The following is a 25325-nucleotide window of genomic DNA, read 5'->3' as shown; positions in this document are numbered from 1 at the left end:
ATGGCAAAAGATTTATTATTAGAAATTGGCTTAGAAGAAATGCCCGCACATGTTGTCACACCAAGCCGTATCCAACTTGAAGAAAAAGTAATCAAATTTTTAGATGAACATCATTTAGACTATGAGACAGTGCAATCCTTTGCCACACCTCGTCGTTTAGCCGTGAAAGTAACTGCGATTCCTGAAAAACAAGCGGATGTTGAAGAAGAAGTAAAAGGTCCAGCGAAAAAAATTGCTTTAGATGCTGAAGGAAATTGGTCAAAAGCTGCACAAGGTTTTGTACGCGGCCAAGGAGTCACAACTGAGGACATTGTTTTCAAAGAATTAAATGGTGTCGAATATGTCTATGTGACGAAGTTTACCAAAGGCCAAAGTGCCAAAGAGGTATTAACAAAATTAAATGACGTGATTACAAGTCTAACTTTCCCGGTAACAATGCACTGGGCAAACTATGATTTCGAATATATTCGTCCAATTCATTGGATTGTGGCACTACTTGATGATGAAGTAATTCCTTTCAAAGTGTTAGACGTGACGACAGGGCAAACTTCTCGTGGCCACCGGTTCTTGGGAGACGATGTGACGTTCCAACATGCCAATGAATATGAAGCAAAATTAAAAGAACAATTTGTAGTGGTGCTACCGAATGAACGGAAACAAATGATTGTTGATCAAGCGAACGCACTTGCTGCTGAAAAAAATTGGCAGTTGGCTTTAGATGAAGAGTTATTGGAAGAAGTTACGAATTTAGTGGAATATCCAACTGCATTTGTAGGCAGTTTTGATGAAAAATATTTATCTGTTCCAGATGAAGTATTAGTGACTTCTATGAAAGAACACCAACGTTACTTTGAAGTTCGTAACGACCAAGGCTTATTAATGCCGCATTTTATCGCTGTTCGCAATGGGGATAATGTTCACCTTGAAAACGTGATTAAAGGAAATGAAAAAGTGTTAATTGCTCGTTTAGAAGATGCAGAATTCTTTTACAATGAAGATAAAAAATTAACGATTGAAGCATGTGTTGAAAAACTAAAAAATGTGACTTTCCATGAAAAGATTGGCTCAATTTATGAAAAAATGCAACGGGTTGCTTTAATTGCACAAATCATTGGTAGAAAAGTTGGCTTATCTGAGGAGGAATTGGAAGATTTAAAACGTGCCTCTGAAATTTATAAATTTGACTTAGTAACAAATATGGTTGGTGAATTCCCAGAATTACAAGGTATTATGGGAGAAAAATATGCTTTATTACAAGGCGAAAAACCAGCCGTAGCGACGGCGATTCGAGAACATTATTTACCAACTTCCAGTGAAGGTGAATTGCCAGAAACAGCAATCGGAGCTGTTTTAGCTTTAGCTGATAAGCTTGACAGCGTCTTTTCATTCTTCTCAGTTGGTATGATTCCAACGGGTTCTAACGATCCTTATGCACTTCGTCGTCAAACCTATGGCGTTATCCGAATTATTGAAGATAAAGGCTGGACCTTCCCATTAGTCCAATTACAAACAGAAGTTGATGAAGCAGTGAATCAAGATGTTGAAAAATATGGCGTTCTACTAAACGAAGGACAAGCAGAAGTCGTTGAATTTGTAAAAGCTCGCTTACGTCAATTATTAATGACGAAAAACGTTCGCCATGACATTATCGATGCAGTGGTGTCTGCTGAGCAAGCCGATTTATCGAAATTATTTGCTTCAGCGAATATTTTAAAAAGCCGTTTTGAAGATCAAGATTTTAAACCATCAATGGAAGCCTTAACGCGTGTTATTAATTTAGCGAAAAAAGGGCAAGAACTTTTAGGCGATGCTGAAGAAGGGATTGATCCAAGTCTGTTTGAAAATAAGGCAGAAAAAGAACTATATCAAGCGGTTAACGATTTGTCAGAAGCTTTTGCGACACGCACGATTGCAGAAAACTATGAAGCACTAGTAAACCTACGTCCGTTAATTGATGCGTACTTCAATGAAACGATGGTCATGGTTGAGGATGAAAAAGTCAAACAAAATCGATTAAAACAATTAATGCAAATTGCTAAAATGGCGTTATCAATTGCTAGCTTAGATTTATTAATTGTAAAATAAAAAGCGTTGCTTTCGACCGCTAAGGAGGAACCACCAGCATGTCAGAAACAACGTTGGAACAAATTTTAACGCAATTATCAAAGCCAGCTGTTCGTGCGCTAACGAATGAAAAAATCGATAGTGTGGATGAACTCTATGCACGAGGCCGAGAAGCGTTACTTTCGTTGCACGGCTTTGGTCCTAAGTCTATTCGAACCATTGAAGAGATGACTGGCAAAGAATTGAAATAAAAAAAGGATCGCCTCTCAAACGGCGATCCTTTTTTTATTTACGTTTTTGTTTTCCAGCATTGCGACCTTTATTGCCGTTTGCTTTTGGTTGGTTCGTTTTTTGCGTTACTTTGTTTGTTTCTTTGGGTGTCACGTCCTTAATAGGAGTAACCACTTGTTTTGGTGGGTTATTTTTCAATTCTTCTTGTACTTGTTTTTTAATTCTTGGACGTAAGAGGATATTTGTGATGGCAGATTGAATACATGTGAAAATACCACCAACTACCCAGTAAAGCGCTACGCCTGCAGGTGAGCTAAAGGACATGAAAACAATCATTAATGGTGAAACAATCAGCATTGATTTCATTGTTTTCTTTTGTTCTTCAGGAATACCAATCATTGAAATATAGCCTTGAGCTAAATAGGCTAAACCAGCTAATGCCACTAAAATCATACTTGGTTGCCCTAAATTCATTCCTAAGAAGCTTGCTGTGGCAATACCTTTTGTATAACGAGCAGCAAAGAACAGAGAAGAGAAAATAGGCATTTGAATTAATAAAGGCAAACAACCAATTCCGCCAACCATACTCACATTGTTTTCTTTATAAATCTTTTGTAGTTCTGCTTGTGCGGCCATTTGTTCTTCACGCGTACTTGCTTGTTTCATTTTTGCTTGTGCAACATCCACTTGAGGTTTGATTGCTTGCATTTTTTCCGTTTGGATAAAGCTTTTTTTCGATTGATGTAAGCCTAACGGTAAAATAATGATCCGTACGATAATGGTGATAAAAATAATCGCCCAACCATAGTTCCAATTAAAGTTATCGACAAGATAAGTAATTGCATTACTCATCGGTAAAACAAGGAAGTTATAGACAAAACCTTCACCAGTTGGTTGTCCATCTGCTCCTGTTTTCACACAGCCTGATAAAAACATTACTAAAAATAGTAAGCCAGAGCCGTAAAGCCATCGGTTTAATTTACGCATGTAATTCGGTCCTTTTCTAAAAAATTTTTACATGGTTAACTATACTTGAAACAGCGCTCTTTTTCAATCAAAATCGCAAAGAAGCTCTCACAAAAATCAATAAAAAGCAGGAACTACTTGCTGTTCAAGGCTTCTTTCCAAAGGAATCAATTGTTAGAAAGTGAGTTTATTGGATCACTTTAAATTGTTCCGTCTCTTCTAACAAAGGGTCATCTTGAATATCAACATACGTTACACGTCCCGCTGGACTGGGGGAATCTTTGATTTTTTTGATAAATGTTTCCATTATGTCTTCAGGTGCAATTGCTGTGATTGAAACGGACCCGTCGTCTTCGTTCTTCACTGAACCAGTGACACCTAATTGATCTGCCACCATTTTGGTCATGTAGCGGAAGCCAACACCTTGGACACGCCCTTGTACATTCATTCTTAGTTTTTCCATGAGAGACACTTCCTTTGCTTTTTTCTTTATGATAGCGATTTTTCTTGGTTCTAGCAAGTATCCAAGCAAGCTAGAAGCATGCTATAATACAAAGGCGAGGTGACTTATGAAAGAAATTACATCAACGAAAAATAACCAATTAAAAGAATGGAAAAAATTACACAAAAAGAAGTACCGAGAAGAACTGAACCAATATATAATAGAAGGATTTCATTTAGTTGAAGAAGCCGTGAAGGCCAATGCCAATGTCCAGTGGATTTTGTTTAATCAAAGAGGTCAACAAGAATGGGGAACTTGGTTAGCTGAACAAGAAACAGAAAAATTAATTTTTGTAAGTGATGAGGTTTTAAATAGTTTGTCGGAGCTGCCAACTTCACAAGGGATTTTGGCAATTGTCACCTTGGAAACGCAACAAGAGCAGTCGCTTTCTTTTAAAGGTGGTTGGTTACTTTTAGATAATATCCAAGACCCTGGTAATGTTGGTACGATGATTCGCACAGCTGATGCAGCAGGTTTAGCAGGCGTGATTTTAGGTAAGGGCACAGCAGATATTTACAATACAAAAGTGTTACGCTCAATGCAGGGAAGCCACTATCATTTACCAGTTCTCCAACGAGAGTTGACTGAAGTGGTTCAGGCATTCAAGAAGCAAGGTCTACCAGTTTTCGGTACAGAACTAAATGAAGCTGCGATTGCTTATTATGAACAAGAGGCAGTGGAAAATTATGCGTTGATTTTAGGCAATGAAGGTAGCGGGGTTTCGCCAGAATTGTTAGCAGAAACCACGAAAAATCTTTATATTCCAATGAAAGGTCAAGCAGAATCATTGAATGTCGCTATCGCAGCGGGTGTGTTAATGTTTTATTTTGAAAATAATCAATAACAGAAACGAGTGTCAAAAAATGCTGACTATCAAAAAGACAACCCAGTTAACAGAAAAAGAATTAGAAACCATTATGGCTATTTGGCTGCAAACGAATCTAGAAGCTCATCCATTTGTCGCACCAACTTATTGGCAAGAAAATAAGGCATTAGTCCGCGCTGCGTTACCAAAAGCAACACTAATCTTAGCAGAAGAAGCGGGTCAGATAATTGGGTTTTTAGGCTTAATGGATAACTATATCGCAGGAATTTTTATAAAAAAAGCGTTTCAAGGTAAGGGCATCGGTCAGAAATTACTGGAAGTAGCAAAAGAAGAACAGGATGTCTTATCTTTGGCTGTTTACAGGGAAAATCAAGCAGCTTATGCTTTTTATCAAAAACAAGGCTTTGTCCAACAAAAGCGAACCACCGATGAAACAGGAAACGAAGAATGTCAGCTTGTTTGGCAAGCGCAGTAGGAGCGATATTTCTAGTTTTAAGACTTGCTATTTTTCTGAAAATATCTTATACTGTTAAAGGTGTGATTTTCACACACGAAATCCACATTCTTTTCCATCTGCGAAGTGGTGCTACTACGGTAGTTCTTCAAGGAGTTGACGAAAAGAAGAGGAAAATAAAAACCAAACTGGAGGAAACACAACATGGCAGTAATTTCTATGAAACAATTACTAGAAGCCGGCGTACACTTTGGTCACCAAACTCGTCGCTGGAACCCAAAAATGAAGAAATATATCTTCACAGAAAGAAACGGTATCTACATCATTGACTTACAAAAAACAGTGAAATTAGTAGATGCAGCTTACGATTACATGAAAAACGTTGCAGAAGAAGGCGGCGTTGCTTTATTCGTAGGAACTAAAAAACAAGCACAAGAAGCAATCAAAGATGAAGCAATCCGCGCTGGTCAATACTATGTAAACCATCGTTGGTTAGGTGGTACGTTAACTAACTGGGATACAATCCAAAAACGTATTGCTCGCTTGAAAAAAATCAATGCAATGGAAGAAGACGGCACTTTCGAAGTTTTACCTAAGAAAGAAGTTGCTGGCTTAAACAAAGAACGTGAACGTTTAGAAAAATTCTTAGGTGGTATCGCTGATATGCCAAGAATTCCAGATGTAATGTACATCGTTGACCCACGTAAAGAACGCATTGCTGTTCAAGAAGCACACAAATTAAACATTCCAATCGTTGCAATGGTTGATACAAACTGTGATCCTGATGAGATCGATGTTGTAATCCCTTCAAATGATGATGCAATCCGCGCCGTGAAATTAATCACTGCTAAAATGGCTGACGCTTTCATCGAAGGTAACCAAGGGGAAGACCAAGCAACTGAAGAGTTATTCGTTGAAGAAACACCAGAAGCAACTTCAATCGAAGAAATCGTTGATGTTGTTGAAGGAAACAACGAATCAGCTGAATAATAATGATTACGGAGCTGTCTCAAAGGCTAGGCGACAAAAAGCCTGATTCTCCTTTGAGATAGCTTTTTTAAAAAGAATTGATAATATCCGAGGAGGACACAAATAATGGCAGACGTTACAGCTAAAATGGTAAAAGAATTACGCGATATGACTGGCGTTGGAATGATGGACGCTAAAAAAGCATTAGTAAAAGTAGAAGGCGACATGGAAAAAGCCGTAGACTTTTTACGTGAAAATGGTATGGCTAAAGCAGCGAAGAAAAATGACCGTATTGCGGCTGAAGGTTTAGCAAACGTAGCAACTGTAGGTAACGTTGCAGCAATCGTTGAAGTAAACTCAGAAACTGACTTCGTTTCTAAAAATGAAATGTTCCAAGATTTAGTTAAAGATATTGCGACTAAAGTTGCTGAAAACAAACCAGCTACGATGGAAGAAGCAATGGCTATTAAAACTGAAAAAGGCACAATCGAATCTGATTTAATCGAAGCAACAACTGTTATCGGTGAAAAAATCAGCTTCCGCCGTTTTGAAGTTGTCGAAAAAGCTGACAATGCTGCATTTGGCGCTTACTTACACATGGGTGGCCGTATTGCTGTATTAACAGTTATCGATGGCACAACTGACGAAGAAGTAGCGAAAGATGTTGCTATGCACATCGCGGCAATCAACCCTCGCTATGTCAACGAATCTCAAATTCCTCAAGAAGAATTAGAACACGAAAAAGCTGTGTTAACTGAACAAGCATTAAACGAAGGTAAACCAGCAAATATCGTTGAAAAAATGGTTGTTGGTCGTCTACAAAAATTCAAAGCAGAAATCGCTTTGGTTGACCAACCATTTGTTAAAGATCCAGATATGACTGTCGAAAAATTTGTTGCTTCTAAAGGCGGCGAAGTGAAATCATTCGTACGTTTTGAAGTTGGCGAAGGTATCGAAAAACGTGAAGATAACTTTGCGGATGAAGTAATGAGCCAAATGAAAAACTAAGAGCATCAAACGCTCGGTTGAAAAGCCGTGAATCATAAGTATCTAAACAGACAGCGATCCCCAAAGGAAGCTGCATAAATTGATTACTGCTTGATTCAAGGCAGTCTTTCAGCCATTTGGGAACGCATAACTTTGATATGCGCTCCCTTTTTTTAGGCAAAACCAGTGGATCGCACTGCTTGGTCTAAAAAATCATTTTGGTGAAAAGTCATCTAAATGAGGAATTGAATGATTTTTAGAGAATCTTGGAGGGAATTATGATGGTTAAACCTAAGTATCAACGTGTCGTATTAAAGTTAAGTGGAGAAGCGCTAGCCGGAGAAGACGGTTTTGGCATTAAACCACCAGTCATTAAAGAAATCGTCCAAGAAATTAAAGAGGTCCATGAATTAGGTATCGAAATGGCCATCGTGGTTGGCGGCGGAAACATCTGGCGTGGACAAATTGGTGCTCAAATGGGCATGGAACGTGCACAAGCAGATTATATGGGCATGTTAGCTACTGTGATGAATGCCTTAGCATTGCAAGATACATTAGAAAATCTTGGTGTGCCTACACGTGTTCAAACATCAATTGAAATGCGTCAAATTGCAGAACCATACATTCGTCGTCGTGCAGAACGTCATTTAGAAAAAGGCCGCGTTGTTATTTTTGCCGGAGGAACAGGAAATCCTTACTTCTCGACAGATACAACGGCTGCGTTACGAGCTGCAGAAGTAGATGCGGACGTCATCTTAATGGCGAAGAACAATGTTGATGGTGTTTATTCTGCAGATCCACGTGTGGATGAAACAGCGACAAAATTTGAAGAACTAACACATTTAGATGTTATTTCTAAAGGGCTGCAAGTAATGGATTCAACAGCAAGCTCATTAAGTATGGATAACGATATTCCTTTAGTTGTCTTTAACCTAAATGAAGCAGGAAATATCCGTCGTGCCATCCTTGGTGAAAATATCGGAACAACTGTAAGGGGGAAATAAAGAATGTCTAAAGAAGTTTTAGCAACAGCCAAAGAAAAAATGACAAAAGCGGAAGAAAGCTTACGCCGTGAATTAGGTCAAATTCGTGCTGGTCGTGCGAACGCAAGTCTATTAGACCGTATTCAAGTAGAATATTATGGTGCACCAACACCAGTTAACCAATTAGCAAGTATCAATATCCCAGAAGCACGTGTATTAATGATTACACCGTTTGACAAAAATTCTATCGCTGACATTGAAAAAGCTATTCAAATGAGTGATATCGGCATTAGCCCAACCAATGATGGAAATGTCATCCGTTTAGTGATTCCACAATTAACGGAAGAACGTCGGAAAGAATTAGCCAAAGACGTGAAAAAAGAAGCGGAAAACTCAAAAGTTGCTGTTCGTAACGTTCGTCGTGATGCAATGGATGAGTTGAAAAAAGCTCAAAAAAATGGCGACATCACTGAAGATGAATTACGTTCATTTGAAAAAGATGTTCAAAAATTAACAGATGATAGCATCAAAAATATCGATGCGATTACTGCTGAAAAAGAACAAGAACTTTTAGAAGTATAAAACCAATCACTAATAAAAATTATTGAATCCAGAGAAGCAAATGCTCTGGATTTTTTTGTATAGATGAGGAAGGCGTATCTCAACGCTCTCTTTGCGAAAGTCATTCTAAAGTAATTATTTAAGAAAACGCTTTCTTGAATAAATTTTTTTATTCTACCAGAATTTTTTTCTTTGTGTAGGGAGGATCACTTAAAAATATAGAGAAACTTTGAAATATCAGCCTTTTAAAATTTTTCTTCACAAATTGAATCCTAAAATTTGATGATAAGAGTTGTTATTTTTAGCAATTGTAATTTGCGATTCATTCTCAATTAGGCTAAAATGAGTGAGAACGGAAAAACGATTAAAACAAGTTGGAGGGAATTGTACATGTCTGTGTTAGAAATCAAAAATTTACACGTATCAATTGAAGATAAAAAGATTCTAAAAGGAGTCGATTTAACAATTAATACTGGAGAAATCCATGCAATTATGGGACCTAATGGAACTGGTAAATCTACTTTATCAGCAGCAATTATGGGAAATCCCAACTATGAAGTCACAGAAGGAGAAATTCTATTTGACGGCGTCAACGTTTTAGATTTAGAGGTAGACGAACGCGCTCGCTTAGGCTTATTCTTAGCAATGCAATACCCAAGTGAAATTCCAGGGATTACCAACGCTGAATTCATGCGTGCAGCAATCAATGCAAAACGTGACGAAGACAACAAAATGTCAGTCATGCAGTTCTTAAAAAAATTAGATAGCAAAATGGAATTATTAAATATGCCTGAAGAAATGGCTGAGCGTTACTTAAACGAAGGTTTTTCTGGCGGCGAGAAAAAACGAAATGAAATTTTACAATTATTGATGTTAGAGCCAACGTTTGCCATTTTAGATGAAATTGATTCAGGCTTAGATATCGATGCGTTAAAAGTTGTTTCTAAAGGGGTTAATGAAATGCGCGGCGAGAACTTTGGTGCGTTAATTATTACCCATTATCAACGCTTATTGAACTATATCACGCCAGATGTTGTTCATATCATGATGGAAGGCCGCGTTGTGAAAACCGGTGGGGCTGATTTGGCAAAACGTTTAGAAACAGAAGGCTATGCTGGTATCAGCCAAGAATTAGGTATTGATTACAAAGAAGAAGCGTAAGGAGGACAAGATAAATGAAAAAAGTAAATCTAATGGATTATCTTGACGAAGTCACCGCTTTTTCACTAGAACATGAAGAACCAGCTTGGATGACTGAATTGCGAACAACGGCTTTAAAAAACGCTGACGAAAGTGAGTTACCACATATTGATCGTGTGAAATTTCATCGTTGGCCTTTATTAAATGTTCACATGGAAAGTTATGTGCCTTCTGAAGGAAATGTCGCAAGTTTTGATCAAATGAAAGACAATCCTTTAATTGTTCAACAAGGATCTTTTCATGCTTTTGAGCAATTGCCAGCCTCATTAGCGGAACAAGGGGTAATTTTTACAGACATTTTTACTGCTTTACAAGAGCACCCAGAATTAGTTAAAGAATACTATATGACTAAAGCTGTATTACCAGAAGAAGATAAGCTGACAGCAGCTCATGCAGCTTTCATGAATAGTGGCGTTTTCTTATACGTTCCTAAAAACGTAGTGATTGAAGAGCCCATTGAATCTTTGTTTATTCAGGATTCAGATAGCAACCAACCTTTCTTTAAACATGTTTTAATCGTTGCAGATAATCATAGTGAATTCAGTTATTTAGAACGTTTTCAATCAACTGGTCATCACGCAGAGAAAGCTTCTGGAAATATTGTTGTGGAAGTGATTGCGAAAGATGGCGCAAAAGTTAAATACTCAGCTGTGGATCAATTAGGGCAAACTGTAACGACTTATATGAATCGTCGTGGCTATATTATGCGGGATGCCTCTGTTGATTGGGCTCTAGGCGTCATGAATGATGGCGATGTTGTTGCTGATTTTGATTCTGATTTAGTTGGCGAAGGCGCTCATTCAGAAGTTAAAGTCGTTGCAATTAGTGCAGGTAAACAAACACAAGGCATCGACACACGAGTGACAAACAAAGCGCCACATTCGATTGGTCATATTTTACAACATGGAGTTATTCGTGAACGTGGTACTTTAACGTTTAACGGAATTGGCCACATTTTAAAAGGAGCAAAAGGAGCCGACGCACAGCAAGAAAGTCGTGTTTTAATGCTGTCTGATAAAGCTCGTGGTGATGCCAATCCAATTCTTTTAATTGATGAAAATGAAGTGACTGCCGGACACGCAGCCAGCGTTGGTCGAGTAGATCCAGAAGAAATGTATTATTTAATGAGCCGCGGCTTGCGTAAAGAAGAAGCGGAACGTTTGGTGATTCGTGGCTTCCTAGGTTCTGTCATTACAGCAATTCCAGTTAAAGAAGTACAAAATGAATTTGTAGAAGTAATTGAAGGGAAGTTAAACGCATGATGGATGCAGCAATCATTCGTCAATCGTTTCCTATTTTATTTCAAGAAGTTAATGATGAACCGCTAGTTTATTTAGACAATGCTGCGACAACCCAAAAACCAACGGCGGTGTTAGATGTTTTACGACATTATTATGAAACCGATAATGCCAATGTTCATCGTGGGGTGCACACGTTAGCCGAACGAGCAACGAAGGACTATGAGGCCTCCCGCGAAAAGGTTCGCCAATTTATCCATGCCAAAGAAACAGCGGAAGTTTTATTTACACGAGGAACAACAACCAGTTTGAATTGGATTGCCAAAAGTTATGGTGACTTGGCAGTTACAGCCGGGGATGAAATCGTCATATCTTACATGGAACATCATTCAAACATTATTCCCTGGCAACAATTAGCTCAACGTACAGGGGCCATTTTGAAGTATATAGACGTCACTGAAGACGGCTTTTTAGACATGGCAAGTGCACGTCAACAAATTACAGAAAAAACGAAAATTGTTTCGATTGCTCATGTTTCAAATGTGTTAGGGGTCATTAATCCAATCGAAGAATTAACACAATTAGTTCATCAAAATGGCGCTGTGATGGTGGTAGACGGCGCGCAAGCAGTTCCTCATATGCCTGTGGACGTTCAAGCCATCGATGCTGATTTTTATGCATTTAGTGGTCACAAAATGTGTGGACCAACTGGAATTGGTGTCCTTTATGGCAAACGTCATTTATTGGAACAAATGGAACCTGTGGAATTTGGTGGCGAAATGATTGACTTTGTTCATCTTCAAGAAAGTACTTGGAAAGAGCTTCCTTGGAAATTTGAAGCTGGCACACCTAATATTGCCGGGGCAATTGCCTTAGGTGCCGCCATTGATTATTTAACAGAAATTGGTTTAGAGGCCATTCATCAACATGAAGCAGCCCTTGTTCACTATGTTTTGCCGAAGTTGCAAGCTATCGAGGGCTTGACGATTTATGGTCCACAGGATCCAAAAGACCACACAGGTGTGATTGCTTTTAATATTGAAGGTTTACATCCACATGATGTGGCTACGGCGTTAGATATGGAAGGGGTCGCTGTCAGAGCGGGTCACCATTGCGCGCAACCGTTATTAAACTATTTGAGCGTGCCAGCAACCGCACGGGCAAGTTTTTATTTATACAATACCAAAGAAGACGCAGATCGCTTAGTTGAAGCGATTAAAGCGACAAAGGAGTTTTTCCAGCATGGCACTTTCTAAATTAGATAACTTATATCGCCAAGTCATTTTGGACCATTCTAGCCACCCACATCACCACGGAACGCTAGATGCGTCTAGCCAAACAATTGAACTGAATAATCCTACTTGTGGAGATGTGATTGAACTGGATGTGGCCATTGAAGACGGTGTGATTAAAGATATCGCCTTTCAAGGAAGTGGCTGTTCCATCAGTACAGCCAGTGCTAGTATGATGACTGATGCGGTCTTGGGAAAAACAATCGCCGAAGTAACGGCCTTAGCAGAGGATTTCTCTCAACTTGTTCAAGGAAATGAAGTGGCCGAAGATGAAAAATTAGGCGATGCAGCAATGTTAAGCGGCGTAGCTAAATTTCCAGCTCGGATTAAATGTGCAACCTTGGCTTGGAAAGCCTTAGAGCAGGCTGTTGATAATAACGGCCAAGGGGAAGCCGGTCATTTACATTGTGAAAAATAAAGAAAGGGTGACGACGAATTGAGTACAGTACCTGAATTAGAAGAATATAAATTTGGCTTTCACGACGATGTGGAACCAGTCTTTAGTACCGGAGACGGCCTAACAGAAGACGTCGTTCGCGAAATTTCTCGCGTGAAAGGCGAACCAGAATGGATGCTTGACTTCCGTTTAAAATCGTTAGAACAATTCAATAAAATGCCCATGCAAGAATGGGGTCCAGACCTGTCAGATATTGACTTTAGTAAAATTAAATATTACCAAAAACCGAGTGACAAACCCGCACGCGATTGGGATGATGTACCTGATAAAATCAAAGAAACCTTTGAAAAAATTGGGATTCCCGAAGCTGAGCGTGCTTATCTAGCTGGGGCTTCTGCTCAATATGAATCAGAAGTTGTTTACCACAACATGAAAGAAGAATTTGAAAAATTAGGCATCATTTTTACAGATACTGACTCTGCTTTAAAAGAATATCCTGACTTATTCAAAGAGTATTTTTCAAAACTTGTGCCACCAACAGATAATAAACTGGCTGCTTTAAACTCAGCTGTTTGGTCAGGTGGAACCTTTATTTATGTACCAAAAGGCGTTCGAGTTGATGTACCATTACAAACATATTTCCGAATCAACGCTGAAAATACCGGCCAATTTGAACGGACCTTGATTATTGTCGATGAAGGGGCCAGCGTTCACTATGTTGAAGGTTGTACGGCACCCACGTATTCAAGTAACAGCTTGCATGCGGCCATCGTAGAAATTTTCACTAGAAAAGATGCTTATTGTCGTTATACCACTATTCAAAACTGGTCAGATAACGTCTACAACTTAGTAACCAAACGTGCTAAAGCTTACGAAGGTGCCACTGTCGAATGGATTGATGGGAACCTAGGAGCTAAAACAACCATGAAATACCCAAGCGTTTACTTAGATGGCAAAGGCGCCCGTGGCACGATGTTATCGATTGCCTTTGCTGGTGCTAACCAAATCCAAGATACTGGGGCCAAAATGATTCACAATGCGCCAAATACCTCTAGCTCAATTGTTTCAAAATCAATTGCTAAAGACGGCGGCGAAGTTAACTACCGCGGCCAAGTGACTTTTGGCAAAGACAGCGCAGGCTCGATTTCCCACATCGAATGCGACACGATTATCATGGACGAAAAATCAAAATCAGATACGATTCCGTTTAACGAAATCCATAACAGCCAAGTTTCCTTAGAACACGAAGCCAAAGTTTCAAAAATTTCTGAAGAACAATTATATTATCTAATGAGTCGCGGCTTATCCGAAGCCGAAGCGACAGAAATGATTGTTATGGGCTTTGTTGAACCATTTACGAAAGAATTACCGATGGAATATGCGGTTGAGTTGAATCGCTTGATTAGTTATGAGATGGAAGGGTCAGTCGGATAGTTTTTAAATATAGGCTATAAATGTTGGTATAACAACGTTTATAGCCGTTTTTTTTTTAAAAAGAAAAGTAGGGGTTTTAAAGAAAGTGTTGAAACCTTTTTAGTGTGTGTAATTTAATTATATTAAAGTAAAATTAAGTTGATTTTATGTTACTATTTTGTAGAATGCACTGTAGAAAAATTGATGATTAGAGATGCCCATTAATAGAGATAAGTAATAAAGAACCTTGTAGGTAATAGAAGATAAAAAAATGGGGATTTTCATGGAGGATTTTCTTCTATTGAAGAATTAATAAAAGTGCTTTTCTAAACTAAAGACTAAATGTATTTCTTGTTTAATTGATGTTATAATTGTAGGGAATATATAACTAGAAGAAGTAATATGAAAAATATATGTGCCTAATAGTTTTTAGCAATTGTAAATATTAGATAAGGAGAAATAAAAAATGATTACAGGAACGATTAAGAGTAAAATTGACAATATTTGGACAACATTATGGACGGAAGGAAGTACTAATCCATTAACTAATATAGAACAGTTGACTTATTTACTGTTCATGAAAGATTTAGATCGTGCAGAACTAGAGAAAGAAAAAAATAGTAAAGTATTGAATTTAGAATACAAATCAGTATTTCCTGAAAAATACCCAGAATATCGTTGGCATACATTTAAAGACTTAGGGGATGCACAAGAGATGTTCGATTTGATGCAACAAAAAATTTTTCCTTTTATAAAAAATTTGAATGGTGAAAATGATGATACTGCTTTTTCAAGATATATGAAAGATGCAATTTTTCAAATTAATAAACCAGGAACATTACAAAAAGTGGTTGAAGCTTTAGAGGAATTGCCTACCGAAGATCGAGATATGCAGGGGGATATTTATGAGTATCTTTTATCTAAACTAGCTACTTCTGGAACGAATGGACAATTTCGTACGCCACGTCATATTATAAAAATGATGGTAGAGTTGATGGCACCTACCCCCCAAGATATAATCAGTGACCCAGCTATGGGTTCGGCAGGTTTTCTAGTTGCAGCGAGCGAGTATGTTAGAAAACATCATCCAGAATTATTTTTAGATTCAATATTAAGTAAGCATTATCACAATAATATGTTTCATGGAAATGATATGGATAGTACGATGTTAAGAATTGGTGCAATGAACATGATGCTTCACGGAGTGGATAATCCACAAATTGAATATCAGGATTCTCTTTCACAAGATAATTTGGAACGAGAAAAATATTCTCTGATATTAGCTAACCCACCATTTAAAGGTTCTTTGGATTATGAAACAACAGCAAATGACTTGTTAGCTTCTATTAAAACGAAGAAAACTGAATTACTCTTTCTGGCTTTATTCTTGAGAACGTTAAAACCTGGAGGAAGAGCAGCAGTGATTGTTCCTGATGGCGTATTATTTGGTTCATCTAAAGCTCATAAAGATATTCGGAAAGAAATTGTTGAAAATAATAAATTAGACGCAGTCATTTCAATGCCAAGCGGAGTATTTAAACCTTATGCTGGAGTTTCAACAGCCATCTTAATTTTCACTAAGACTGAAATTGGTGGTACAGACAATGTCTGGTTTTATGACATGCAGGCTGATGGTTATAGTTTAGATGATAAACGTAATCCAATAAAAGAAAATGACATACCTGATATTGTGGATCGTTTCAAAAATCGTGAAGAGGAAATGGAACGTAAACGTACAGAACAATCATTTATGGTTCCGGTTGAAGAACTGGAAGAAAATGATTATGACTTAAGTATTAATAAGTATAAAGAGATTGAATATGAAGAAGTGGAGTATGAAGAACCAGAAAATATTATCAAAAAAATAAGTATATTAGAGAAGCAAATTTTAAAGGGGTTAGAAGATTTGGCTGAGAGGATATGAAGGTATGGAAATGTCGTTAGAAGAAGTATTTGAGTTTATTAGAAATGGAGCTTCAATAAAGCAGTTCAATGGTTCTGGTGTCCCGATTACTAGGATAGAGACAATTGCTACTGGAAATATTGACCTTGATAAAGTCGGATATGCAGATATATTTGATTCTAAATACGAATCGTATTATTTAAAAGATGGAGATATTCTAATGTCTCATATCAACAGTTTAAAACATTTGGGAAAAGTAGCTATTGTTGAAAGTCTCGAAGATAATGTCATCCATGGGATGAATTTATTATGTTTGAGACCAAAAAAAATGGTTTGTCCAAAATTTTTACTCAATTACTTTAGAACTCAACAGTTTAATGCTGAGATATTGAGAATATCTAAAAAATCTGTGAATCAAGCAAGCTTTAATATAACAGATTTAAAGAAAATCAAGATTAACTTACCCAATTTAGAAATACAAAATAAAATAGCTGATACACTCGATTTATCTTCAGATTTGATCGAAAAACGCAAAGAACAAATTGCTGAAATGGATAAGTTAATCCAAAGTGTATATTGTCAAATCAATAAGAATGAGACCTTCGATACTATGAAAGTTTCTGATGTTGTGGAGAAAATTTCAACTGGAAAAAGCTACTATTCAGAAGAAATCAGTACTTTTAAAGTTTTGAAGACAAGTGCAGTCTCTTACGGATATTTTGATGATTCTCAATATAAAAATTTGCCTCGCGAATATGATCCACCTGAAAGTACGTTTGTAAAAAAAGGTGATGTTTTGGTTAGTAGAATGAATACAGAAGAATTGGTGGGGGCATCAGCTTATGTTTGGAAGGATAGCGATTTTTTAACGTTACCTGATAGACTATGGAAATTACATGTTATGGAAAATGTAGATCCAATTTATTTATGGAAAACATTACAGCAAAGTTATTTTAGAGATTCGATTCGTAGAAACGCTTCAGGGACTAGTGGTTCAATGAAAAATATATCTCAGAAACAGTTTATGTCTTTAAAAATAAACATTCCTAATATTTTGATTCAAAAAAAATTTGCTTCCATAGTTGAAGAAATCGAAGCGCAAAAGAAACTCATGGAAGAAAGCTTACATGAAATGGAAAATAATTTTTCTGCTTTAATGAAAAAAGCATTTCGTGGAGAGCTTTTTCCAGAAGAATAATTTCAGACATTGAATGAAAGGAGGAAGAAGATGGGGAATTTTGATTTTTTGTTAACAGATAAAGATTATCAAGGCTTTGCCCAAGCTTGTATTGATACAGAAAAAGCAATGAATTTCAGCACGATTATGGCAGCAATTTGCTGCCGACGTGCGCTTGAACTTTCAGTTAAGTGGGTTTATCAATTTGATAGTGAGTTGAAAGTTCCTTATCGTGATAATCTATCTTCATTAGTCAATCATCGTGAGTTTCAAGATATACTTCATCCCAATTTACTGCCTGCTATTCGTTTTATTATTAAACTCGGAAATGTTGCTGTACATAATAATGCTACAGTCAAAAGAGAAGAGGCTGTATTAGCTATAAAAAATCTATTCCAATTTATTTTATGGATTGATTATTGTTATGGCGAAAATTATCAAGATAGGACGTTCAATGAGATTGTCCTTAATTTATCAACAACTATCAAAGAAAAAGAATCACCGCGTCAACTAGGAGAGCTAACAGAAAAAATTAATGTGACTGATCCGCCACTTAAAGAATTGCAGCAAGCTCTACCAGATGAAACACGTGTAGATTTCATGAACAAACGAAAAAGTACAGTTGAATCAGGAAACTACAATTTTCATGTTGATAAAATTTCTGAAAGTGAGACACGTAAACGGTATATTGATATTGAGTTACGACTTGCTGGTTGGAAATTCGATGAAACTATTGAAATTGAAGAGAAAATTGAAGGAATGCCTAATAAATCTGGCTTCGGGAAAATTGATTATGTTTTATATGGGAAAAATGGGCTACCTTTAGCGATTGTCGAAGCAAAAAGAACGATGAAAAGTCCTAAAGAAGGGCGACAGCAGGCAAAGCTTTATGCTGAGCTTTTAGGAAAAAAGAAAGGTCAAAAACCTATTGTTTTCTATACAAATGGGTTTGAAACGTGGATGATCGAAGATCCCTATCCAGCTAGAGAAGTATCTGGTTTTTATACACAAGATGAACTGCAACTAATCATTGATCGAAGAGAAACAAAACGATCATTAAACTCGATAACTATTAACGATGATATAACGAATCGTTTTTACCAAAAAGAAGCAATTATTAATACTTGTGAAGCATTTGAGCAAAGGCAGCGTGAATCACTACTAGTGATGGCAACAGGAAGTGGAAAAACAAGAACGGTTATTTCTATTGTTGATGTATTAACACAAGCAAATTGGGTTAAAAATATTTTGTTTTTAGCCGATCGCACATCTTTAGTAAAACAAGCTTTTCGTAACTTTAATCAGCTGTTGCCAAATCTTACGTTATGCAACTTATTGGAAGCGAATACGGAGAAGAATAATCCACGTACCAGTCGAATGATTTTTTCGACATATCCAACAATGATGAATGCTATTGATTCAGTTAAACATGAAGCAAATCGACTGTTTACGGTTGGGCACTTTGATTTGATTATTGTTGATGAAGCACACAGAAGTATTTATCAAAAATATCATGCTATTTTTGATTACTTTGATTCCTTGGTTGTGGGGCTTACCGCAACACCGAGAGAAGACATTGATAAAAATACCTATGAACTTTTTAACTTAGAAGATGGTGTTCCAACATATGCTTACGATTTGGACAATGCAGTAGATGATGGCTTTTTAGTAAAATACAAAACGATTGAAACAGAACTAAAAATTCCTAGTGAAGGTATTCATTATAAGGATTTAACCGAGGAAGAAAAACAAGCTTTTGATGATACATTTGAAGATGAACCAGAGGTTAAAGATATTGATCCTGAAGCAATTAATGAATGGCTGTTTAATAAACATACAATTGACCTTGTTTTAAAAGAAGTAATGAACAAAGGAATACAAGATTCTAGTGGTGACGAGATTGGAAAAACGATTATATTTGCGAAAAATCATCGTCACGCAGAAATGATAAAAGAACGGTTTGACCTCCTTTTTCCTTATAAAGGAGACAGTTATGCTGATGTTATTGACTATAGTGTCAATTACTACCAAAGTTTGATTGATACTTTTTCAGTGAAAGAAAAGTATCCTCAAATTGCTATTTCTGTTGATATGCTTGATACAGGTATTGATGTGCCAGAGGTAGTGAATTTAGTTTTTTTCAAAAAGGTCAGATCGAAAATCAAATTTTGGCAAATGCTGGGGAGAGGGACAAGACTTTGTGAAAATCTATTTGGTCCAGGGCAAGACAAAGAAGGGTTTCTAATTTTTGATTATGGTGGAAATTTTGAATTTTTCCGAGAAGATAAGGAAATAGGAGAAGCTAGACTTGTGACTCCATTGACTCAAAGGCTCTTTAATTTAAAAGTTGAATTGATTTATGAACTTCAAGCCATACAGTATCAAGAATCTTCATTTATTTCATATCGCATCGAACTAGTTAATCAGTTGTTTTCATTTGTCCAACAGCTAGATCAAAATTATTTTATGGTTCGTATGAAAATCAAATATGTGGATAAATTCTCGCAATTAGATTCATGGAAAACACTAACCATTTTAAATGTTAATGATTTAAAAAAACATATTTCACCTTTGATTAAACCGGAAAAGGATGATGAACTTGCTAAGCGATTTGATTTATGGCTATTTACTATTGAATTATCAACATTAACAAAGAGCAATGCAACACGAGCAATCCGACAAGTAATGGAAAGTGCTCAAGAACTTCAAAAATTAGGAACAATCCCTCAGATTTTGGAGCAAAAAGAGTTGATTAAAAAAATTCAAGAACCAGAATTTTGGGAGCAGCCAACTCTTGAGGCGCTAGAAGAAGTTCGCTTAGCATTAAGAGAGCTAATTCGTTTTATCCCTAAGTACACACAAAAAGTCTATTACACTAATTTTGAAGATGTAGTTATCTCGCTACATGAAGATGATGCACCGCTTCTAAAAGTAAATGACTTGCGTAGTTACAAAGAGAAAGTCGAAAATTATATCAGAACACATTTGGATAATACTGCTGTCTACAAATTACATCACAACCGTCCATTGACCAAGAAAGATGTAGAAATGCTAGAAGAAGTTCTCTGGGAAAAACTAGGTTCAAAAGATCAATATGAAAAAAGTTATGGAGAAAAATCAGTGACTCTCTTAGTAAGGGAGCTGATAGGATTAGATAAAGGTGCTGCCAAAGCTGTATTTTCCGATTTTTTATCTACTGAAAATCTGAACTCACAACAATCAGAATTTATTAAATTGATTATAGATTATGTCGTTCAGAATGGTTATCTGGAGAAGGCGCAACTTCTGGAAGATCCTTTTAAGCGTATTGGAACGATTGTCAATTTATTTGGAGATAATCAGGGACAAGTGGATAGTTTAATTCAGTCAATAGATTTAATTAATAACAATGCTAAGATTATTAATTAACATATCTGTTACTAGCTAATTTAGGAAATGTACTTTATTAGATAAGTTCAATATGAAATTCTATGTAGTATCTTAAAAATGGAGGTGTTCTATTGGTTCTCTATCACATTAATAAACATGAAATGATAGAAATTCAAGAAGTACCATTTGCTAAAGAAAAGGAATTACAATTTTTAGTAGAATCGAATTTAGAAAAGTTGTTCAATTTAAAATTTGTGGCTACTGAATTTTCTGTAGATAATTTTCGGCTGGATACGGTAGCTTATGATGAAGAAACCAAGAGTTTTGTAATCATTGAGTACAAAAAAGGGAAGCGGTTCAGTGTAATTGATCAAGGTTATGCATATCTAAACTCATTATTAGCTCATAAAGGGGAATTCGTTTTGAATTATAATGAGCAGTATCCAGATCAACTAAAGCGTATTAGTGAAATCGAATGGTCACAAACGAGAGTCATTTTTATAGCGAATGATTACACTAATTATCAACAGGGAGCAGTTAATAATCCCGATTTACCTATTGATTTGGTGACAGTTAAAAAATATGAAAACGGCTTGATAGATGTTGAAACGTTAAACAAAACTAATTTAAAGCAGGCTAAAGTTAATAAGCAGAGTAATCAGGGAGAAGCAAACAAGAAAGGTTTATCTAAAGAAATTATAGTTTATACAGAAGAAGAACACCTTGAGAGAGGTTCAGCAGATGTTCAAGAGCTTTATGAAGAATTAAAAGAAATTATTTTGAGCTGGGATAGTAATATTCGAATCAAGCCTGTCAAATTATATAATTCTTTTAAATTAAAACGTAACATAGTAGATATTCAAATTCAGAAAAGAGCTCTAAAAATTTGGATTAACCTAAAACATGGAGAACTAAATGATCCTGAAAATATAACTCGAAATGTAAGTGAGACAGGTCATTGGGGAAATGGTGATTATGAAATTATTATGAAAAACAATCAAAATATTGAGTATATTGCTAGTTTAATTAAGGAATCTTGGCGATATCACAAGCAGCAATTAAGGTAATTACTAACACCCAAACTAGCACCAATCCCGAAAAATCATCAGAATTTCATGGTACCGCCCAAAACAACGGATGTTGAGCTAATAGCATTTAGAAGCTGTTGAAACTTGTAGAAACCACTAACCCGTTGCTGAAAGGTTCAGTCCCCTAAAACCTCAAACCAACAACATACTTCAAGAAACCAGCGTCTAACGCTGGTTTCTTTCTTTAACAACTACCGTTCTGCCTTGCAAAAAACAAATAAGAAATTCCCTTATCTACTCAAAGATATTTCTATTAGAACCAATCAACTATAGCTTATATTTTTTTCTATAACGAGCTAAACAAACCACATTCTTATTGAATTTTTAAAGCAACGTTCTCAAATTAACGGATTTTCTAAAAAAACACAAAATATCCAGACGAACTGGTCAAGTCCAATGGTTATTTATGAGTGAATATGCTAAAATAAAACTTGTCTTACATAAGGAAAGATTTGTTCACTAACAGTGGCGACTGTTCTCAGTAAACAGTTGCACTGGTTTATCGGGAAGGGAACAGAGCAAGTTTTACGAGACTTTCCCATGTAATAATAAAAAACACTGAACGTCAGTGAATGAAGGAAGAAGGACATCTATGAAAACAATTATCACATTCATTATTGTCTTCGGTATTCTTGTCCTCGTACATGAATTTGGCCACTTTTATTTTGCAAAACGAGCGGGTATTTTAGTTCGTGAGTTTGCAATCGGAATGGGACCAAAGATTTTTGCGCATCGTGGAAAAGATGGCACCACTTATACGATTCGCTTATTGCCAATTGGTGGCTATGTGCGAATGGCTGGGATGGGCGAAGACATGACAGAAATCACACCAGGTATGCCTCTATCTGTTGAGTTAAATGCCGTGGGTAATGTGGTTAAAATTAATACAAGTAAAAAAGTACAATTACCTCATAGTATTCCGATGGAAGTCGTTGATTTTGATCTTGAAAAAGAATTATTCATCAAGGGCTATGTCAATGGAAACGAGGAAGAGGAAACCGTTTATAAAGTTGACCATGATGCAACGATTATTGAAAGTGATGGAACCGAGGTGCGGATTGCGCCACTTGACGTTCAATTTCAATCAGCGAAATTATCGCAACGCATTTTAACGAACTTTGCGGGGCCCATGAATAACTTTATCTTAGGGTTTATTCTGTTTACGTTAGCGGTTTTTCTACAAGGAGGCGTTACTGATTTAAACACGAATCAAATTGGACAAGTGATTCCTAATGGCCCAGCCGCAGAAGCTGGGTTGAAAGAAAATGATAAAGTCTTATCGATTAATAATCAAAAAATCAAAAAATACGAAGATTTTACAACCATTGTGCAGAAGAACCCCGAAAAGCCGTTAACGTTCGTAGTTGAGCGTAACGGCAAAGAAGAGCAACTAACAGTGACACCAGAAAAACAAAAAGTGGAAAAACAAACGATTGGTAAAGTCGGCGTTTATCCTTATATGAAAACCGATTTACCGTCAAAATTGATGGGCGGTATTCAGGATACTTTAAATAGTACGACACAGATTTTTAAAGCACTCGGCTCACTATTCACAGGCTTTAGTTTAAACAAACTAGGTGGGCCAGTCATGATGTTTAAATTATCGGAAGAAGCATCCAATGCTGGAGTAAGTACAGTTGTATTCTTAATGGCCATGCTGTCAATGAACTTAGGGATTATTAATTTGTTGCCGATCCCAGCTTTAGATGGCGGGAAAATTGTTTTAAACATTATTGAAGGTGTGCGTGGAAAACCAATTAGTCCTGAAAAAGAAGGCATCATTACGTTAATTGGCTTTGGGTTTGTCATGGTGTTAATGGTGTTAGTTACTTGGAACGATATTCAACGCTTTTTCTTTTAAGGAGAAAGCTTAAGTAAAAAAGTGTGTAAAGAAATCAAAAATAATTGATTTTAAAATAGAGGAGAGTTTTAATGAAACAGTCAAAAATGTTAATTCCAACGTTAAGAGAAGTACCAAATGATGCAGAAGTCTTAAGTCATCAAATTCTTTTGCGCGCAGGTTATATTCGTCAAGTCGCTGCAGGGATCTATTCTTATTTACCTTTAGCCAATCGTGTTTTAGAAAAATTAAAAACGATTATGCGAGAAGAATTTGAGAAAATTGATGCAGTTGAAATGTTAATGCCTGCGTTATTACCCGCAGAACTTTGGAAAGAATCAGGCCGTTATGAAACTTATGGCCCTAACTTGTATCGCTTAAAAGATCGCAATGATCGTGACTATATCTTAGGCCCAACGCATGAAGAAACCTTTACAGAATTAATTCGTGATGAAATCAATTCTTACAAACGATTACCTTTGAATTTATACCAAATTCAAACAAAATATCGTGATGAAAAACGCCCTCGTTCTGGCTTATTAAGAGGCCGTGAATTTATCATGAAAGATGGCTATTCTTTTCATGCCGATGAAGCTAGTTTAGATCAATCATACCGTGATTACGAAAAAGCTTACTCACGCATTTTTGAACGCTGTGGACTAGAATTCCGTGCCATTATTGGGGACGGTGGTGCCATGGGTGGTAAAGATTCTAAAGAATTTATGGCGATTTCTGAAATTGGGGAAGATACTATTTGTTATTCAACAGAAAGTGATTATGCTGCCAATTTAGAAATGGCAACAAGTCTTTATACGCCGAAAAAATCACATGAAACGCAATTAGATTTAGAAAAAATTGCAACACCAGAAGTCGGTACAATTGCCGAAGTGGCAAACTTCTTTGAAGTTGAGCCACAACGTATTATTAAATCAGTACTATTTATTGCCGATGAAGAGCCAGTAATGGTCTTGGTTCGTGGCGATCATGATGTCAATGATGTCAAATTGAAAAACTTCTTAGGCGCTGATTTCTTAGATGAAGCAACGGAAGAAGATGCCCGCCGTGTCTTAGGAGCTGGCTTTGGTTCAATTGGTCCAGTTAATGTTTCCGAAGATGTTAAAATTTATGCAGATTTAGCTGTTCAAGATTTAGCCAACGCCATTGTTGGAGCTAACGAAGACGGCTATCATTTGACAAATGTAAATCCAGATCGTGATTTCCAACCAATTAGTTACGAAGATTTACGCTTTGTTCAAGAAGGCGATCCTTCTCCTGATGGCAATGGTGTCTTAGCCTTTACCAAAGGAATCGAAATTGGTCATATCTTTAAACTAGGAACGCGTTACAGTGATGCTATGGGCGCAACAGTTTTAGATGAAAACGGTCGTGAAAAATCAGTGATCATGGGTTGCTATGGCATCGGCGTTAGTCGTTTACTTTCAGCAATCGTTGAACAAAATGCAGACGAGCGTGGTATTAATTGGCCAACAGGAATTGCGCCATTTGATTTACACGTGGTCCAAATGAATGTGAAAGATGAGTACCAAACAAAACTATCACAAGAAGTTGAAGCAATGATGACCGAAGCGGGCTACGAAGTATTAGTTGATGACCGCAACGAGCGCGCAGGCGTAAAATTTGCTGATGCTGATTTAATTGGTTGTCCAATCCGTATCACAGTCGGGAAAAAAGCAGTCGATGGTGTGGTAGAAGTCAAAATCAAACGTACTGGTGAAATGTTGGAAGTACGCAAAGAAGAATTAGAAAGCACACTTTCTATTTTGATGAACACAACATCAGAAGCGGAATAATAATGAAAAGGGCGGACAGAATGATTAGGATAAACTGTTTCCGCCACTTATCAG

21 protein-coding genes are annotated in these 25325 nt (G+C 36.8%); 19 read left to right on the top strand and 2 right to left on the bottom strand.

What is annotated here, in order from left to right; all coding sequences use genetic code 11:
• Positions 1-2085 (top strand): glycine--tRNA ligase subunit beta, encoded by a 2085-nt coding sequence (gene glyS / locus IGI87_RS09570; protein WP_438736830.1) that lies wholly within the window; start codon positions 1-3, stop codon positions 2083-2085.
• 38 nt (positions 2086-2123) lie between these two features.
• Entirely contained in the window at positions 2124-2315 is a 192-nt protein-coding gene (locus IGI87_RS09565) for a DNA-directed RNA polymerase subunit alpha C-terminal domain-containing protein (RefSeq protein ID WP_113794407.1), read from the top strand.
• Positions 2316-2349: 34 nt separating this feature from the next.
• On the opposite strand, the gene yidC is transcribed toward IGI87_RS09565, so the two are convergent.
• Positions 2350-3282: a membrane protein insertase YidC gene (yidC, locus tag IGI87_RS09560; protein ID WP_104854768.1), complete on the bottom strand. Its 933-nt coding sequence runs from the start codon at positions 3280-3282 to the stop codon at positions 2350-2352.
• Between the two features lie 166 nt (positions 3283-3448).
• Positions 3449-3724 carry an acylphosphatase gene (locus IGI87_RS09555; protein WP_104854766.1) on the bottom strand — a complete coding sequence of 92 codons (276 nt, stop codon included), beginning with the start codon at positions 3722-3724 and terminating at the stop codon, positions 3449-3451.
• Positions 3725-3830: 106 nt separating this feature from the next.
• On the opposite strand from IGI87_RS09555, the gene IGI87_RS09550 reads away from it, so the two are divergent.
• The 17 genes from IGI87_RS09550 (at position 3831) to IGI87_RS09470 (ending at position 25271) form a co-directional block, all read left to right on the top strand.
• On the top strand, positions 3831-4607 hold the full coding sequence (locus IGI87_RS09550) for a TrmH family RNA methyltransferase (protein WP_438736828.1): 777 nt from the start codon (positions 3831-3833) through the stop codon (positions 4605-4607).
• A gap of 19 nt (positions 4608-4626) precedes the next feature.
• Positions 4627-5064, top strand: a complete 438-nt coding sequence (locus IGI87_RS09545; protein ID WP_438736826.1) for a GNAT family N-acetyltransferase — start codon at positions 4627-4629, stop codon at positions 5062-5064.
• A 183-nt stretch (positions 5065-5247) separates the two neighbouring features.
• Positions 5248-6033, top strand: a complete 786-nt coding sequence (gene rpsB / locus IGI87_RS09540) for a 30S ribosomal protein S2 (protein ID WP_002356759.1) — start codon at positions 5248-5250, stop codon at positions 6031-6033.
• A 105-nt stretch (positions 6034-6138) separates the two neighbouring features.
• Positions 6139-7020, top strand: coding sequence for a translation elongation factor Ts (gene tsf, locus IGI87_RS09535; protein ID WP_002356760.1), 882 nt, complete (start codon positions 6139-6141; stop codon positions 7018-7020).
• 260 nt (positions 7021-7280) lie between these two features.
• Positions 7281-8003, top strand: coding sequence for a UMP kinase (pyrH, locus tag IGI87_RS09530; RefSeq protein WP_002356761.1), 723 nt, complete (start codon positions 7281-7283; stop codon positions 8001-8003).
• 3 nt (positions 8004-8006) lie between these two features.
• Complete coding sequence (gene frr, locus IGI87_RS09525; protein WP_002356762.1) at positions 8007-8564, top strand: ribosome recycling factor; 558 nt, start codon at positions 8007-8009, stop codon at positions 8562-8564.
• Between the two features lie 369 nt (positions 8565-8933).
• On the top strand, positions 8934-9704 hold the full coding sequence (gene sufC, locus IGI87_RS09520; RefSeq protein ID WP_002356763.1) for a Fe-S cluster assembly ATPase SufC: 771 nt from the start codon (positions 8934-8936) through the stop codon (positions 9702-9704).
• Positions 9705-9718: 14 nt separating this feature from the next.
• A complete protein-coding gene (sufD, locus tag IGI87_RS09515; protein ID WP_002368983.1) occupies positions 9719-11005 on the top strand; it encodes a Fe-S cluster assembly protein SufD in 1287 nt (428 codons plus the stop codon).
• Positions 11002-12237, top strand: a complete 1236-nt coding sequence (locus tag IGI87_RS09510; RefSeq protein WP_156210124.1) for a cysteine desulfurase — start codon at positions 11002-11004, stop codon at positions 12235-12237. The genes sufD and IGI87_RS09510 overlap by 4 nt, the downstream gene beginning before the upstream one ends.
• Complete coding sequence (sufU, locus tag IGI87_RS09505; protein ID WP_156210125.1) at positions 12224-12691, top strand: Fe-S cluster assembly sulfur transfer protein SufU; 468 nt, start codon at positions 12224-12226, stop codon at positions 12689-12691. Before IGI87_RS09510 ends, sufU begins: the two co-directional genes overlap by 14 nt.
• Before the next feature lie 18 nt (positions 12692-12709).
• On the top strand, positions 12710-14104 hold the full coding sequence (sufB, locus tag IGI87_RS09500) for a Fe-S cluster assembly protein SufB (RefSeq protein ID WP_002356769.1): 1395 nt from the start codon (positions 12710-12712) through the stop codon (positions 14102-14104).
• A 445-nt stretch (positions 14105-14549) separates the two neighbouring features.
• The gene (locus tag IGI87_RS09495; RefSeq protein ID WP_202524640.1) at positions 14550-16007 is read left to right on the top strand and encodes a type I restriction-modification system subunit M; all 1458 of its coding nucleotides are present in this window, start codon (positions 14550-14552) and stop codon (positions 16005-16007) included.
• A gap of 10 nt (positions 16008-16017) precedes the next feature.
• The gene (locus IGI87_RS09490) at positions 16018-17184 is read left to right on the top strand and encodes a restriction endonuclease subunit S (RefSeq protein ID WP_202524639.1); all 1167 of its coding nucleotides are present in this window, start codon (positions 16018-16020) and stop codon (positions 17182-17184) included.
• Between the two features lie 30 nt (positions 17185-17214).
• Positions 17215-20571: a DEAD/DEAH box helicase family protein gene (locus IGI87_RS09485; protein WP_438736823.1), complete on the top strand. Its 3357-nt coding sequence runs from the start codon at positions 17215-17217 to the stop codon at positions 20569-20571.
• Positions 20572-20663: 92 nt separating this feature from the next.
• Entirely contained in the window at positions 20664-21599 is a 936-nt protein-coding gene (locus IGI87_RS09480; protein WP_438736821.1) for a DUF5655 domain-containing protein, read from the top strand.
• 613 nt (positions 21600-22212) lie between these two features.
• A complete protein-coding gene (rseP, locus tag IGI87_RS09475) occupies positions 22213-23481 on the top strand; it encodes an RIP metalloprotease RseP (protein ID WP_002362168.1) in 1269 nt (422 codons plus the stop codon).
• 71 nt (positions 23482-23552) lie between these two features.
• Entirely contained in the window at positions 23553-25271 is a 1719-nt protein-coding gene (locus IGI87_RS09470; protein WP_002356780.1) for a proline--tRNA ligase, read from the top strand.
• Positions 25272-25325 lie beyond the last annotated feature (54 nt).

Source organism: Enterococcus sp. DIV1444a (assembly GCF_051712125.1).
In the GTDB taxonomy this organism is placed as follows: Bacteria; Bacillota; Bacilli; order Lactobacillales; family Enterococcaceae; genus Enterococcus; species Enterococcus faecalis.
Note: the sequence above shows the minus strand (reverse complement) of the source record. Positions and strands in the feature narration are given on the sequence as shown.

What these genes read in the sequence shown, in the direction of transcription:
- glyS (WP_438736830.1), top strand. Translation starts at nt 1, where the DNA reads ATGGCAAAAGATTTATTATTAGAAATTGGCTTAGAAGAAATGCCCGCA.
- IGI87_RS09565 (WP_113794407.1), top strand. Translation starts at nt 2,124, where the DNA reads ATGTCAGAAACAACGTTGGAACAAATTTTAACGCAATTATCAAAGCCA.
- yidC (WP_104854768.1), bottom strand. Translation starts at nt 3,282, where the DNA reads ATGCGTAAATTAAACCGATGGCTTTACGGCTCTGGCTTACTATTTTTA.
- IGI87_RS09555 (WP_104854766.1), bottom strand. Translation starts at nt 3,724, where the DNA reads ATGGAAAAACTAAGAATGAATGTACAAGGGCGTGTCCAAGGTGTTGGC.
- IGI87_RS09550 (WP_438736828.1), top strand. Translation starts at nt 3,831, where the DNA reads ATGAAAGAAATTACATCAACGAAAAATAACCAATTAAAAGAATGGAAA.
- IGI87_RS09545 (WP_438736826.1), top strand. Translation starts at nt 4,627, where the DNA reads ATGCTGACTATCAAAAAGACAACCCAGTTAACAGAAAAAGAATTAGAA.
- rpsB (WP_002356759.1), top strand. Translation starts at nt 5,248, where the DNA reads ATGGCAGTAATTTCTATGAAACAATTACTAGAAGCCGGCGTACACTTT.
- tsf (WP_002356760.1), top strand. Translation starts at nt 6,139, where the DNA reads ATGGCAGACGTTACAGCTAAAATGGTAAAAGAATTACGCGATATGACT.
- pyrH (WP_002356761.1), top strand. Translation starts at nt 7,281, where the DNA reads ATGGTTAAACCTAAGTATCAACGTGTCGTATTAAAGTTAAGTGGAGAA.
- frr (WP_002356762.1), top strand. Translation starts at nt 8,007, where the DNA reads ATGTCTAAAGAAGTTTTAGCAACAGCCAAAGAAAAAATGACAAAAGCG.
- sufC (WP_002356763.1), top strand. Translation starts at nt 8,934, where the DNA reads ATGTCTGTGTTAGAAATCAAAAATTTACACGTATCAATTGAAGATAAA.
- sufD (WP_002368983.1), top strand. Translation starts at nt 9,719, where the DNA reads ATGAAAAAAGTAAATCTAATGGATTATCTTGACGAAGTCACCGCTTTT.
- IGI87_RS09510 (WP_156210124.1), top strand. Translation starts at nt 11,002, where the DNA reads ATGATGGATGCAGCAATCATTCGTCAATCGTTTCCTATTTTATTTCAA.
- sufU (WP_156210125.1), top strand. Translation starts at nt 12,224, where the DNA reads ATGGCACTTTCTAAATTAGATAACTTATATCGCCAAGTCATTTTGGAC.
- IGI87_RS09495 (WP_202524640.1), top strand. Translation starts at nt 14,550, where the DNA reads ATGATTACAGGAACGATTAAGAGTAAAATTGACAATATTTGGACAACA.
- IGI87_RS09490 (WP_202524639.1), top strand. Translation starts at nt 16,018, where the DNA reads ATGTCGTTAGAAGAAGTATTTGAGTTTATTAGAAATGGAGCTTCAATA.
- IGI87_RS09485 (WP_438736823.1), top strand. Translation starts at nt 17,215, where the DNA reads ATGGGGAATTTTGATTTTTTGTTAACAGATAAAGATTATCAAGGCTTT.
- rseP (WP_002362168.1), top strand. Translation starts at nt 22,213, where the DNA reads ATGAAAACAATTATCACATTCATTATTGTCTTCGGTATTCTTGTCCTC.
- IGI87_RS09470 (WP_002356780.1), top strand. Translation starts at nt 23,553, where the DNA reads ATGAAACAGTCAAAAATGTTAATTCCAACGTTAAGAGAAGTACCAAAT.